Origin of the sequence: Bradyrhizobium uaiense (assembly GCF_010811875.1) — a bacterium.
GTDB classification, from domain to species: domain Bacteria; phylum Pseudomonadota; class Alphaproteobacteria; order Rhizobiales; family Xanthobacteraceae; genus Bradyrhizobium; species Bradyrhizobium uaiense.
In genome coordinates this window covers 1-246 of sequence record NZ_VKHP01000846.1, presented here as the reverse complement: position 1 = coordinate 246, position 246 = coordinate 1, and the positions used below count along the sequence as shown (strand labels likewise).

1 protein-coding gene and 1 pseudogene are annotated in these 246 nt (G+C 62.2%); one reads left to right on the top strand and one right to left on the bottom strand.

Features of this window, described 5'->3' with window-relative positions; all coding sequences use genetic code 11:
- Positions 1 to 136 (bottom strand): glutathione S-transferase C-terminal domain-containing protein (locus FNJ47_RS47745; protein WP_236000630.1); only part of this gene is annotated, 136 nt, incomplete at its 3' end.
- Between FNJ47_RS47745 and FNJ47_RS47740 the strand changes: the two are divergent.
- Positions 119 to 246 (top strand): annotated as a pseudogene (locus tag FNJ47_RS47740) (glutathione S-transferase family protein); the annotation flags it as partial. The gene FNJ47_RS47745 and the pseudogene FNJ47_RS47740 overlap by 18 nt on opposite strands.

The window sequence follows — 246 nt, the reverse complement described above, 5'->3', positions numbered from 1 at the left end:
GCTTTGGCGTATGGGTGAAAACAGCGAGATCGGTCAGCTGGTCGAACAAATCGAAATAGCGGAAGATCGGCGCGAACACCGCATCCACCAGGCTGAACTTCTCTCCCGCGAAGAACGGACCGGCGCCAAGCTGCATCCGCAGGATCCGCTCACCCGCGCCGAGCATCGCGCCTGGATGGAATTCGGTTCGGCCATTCTCGGCGATCTCTGGGGGCTGGAGACCGCCACCGATGCTGCGGCCTTCGA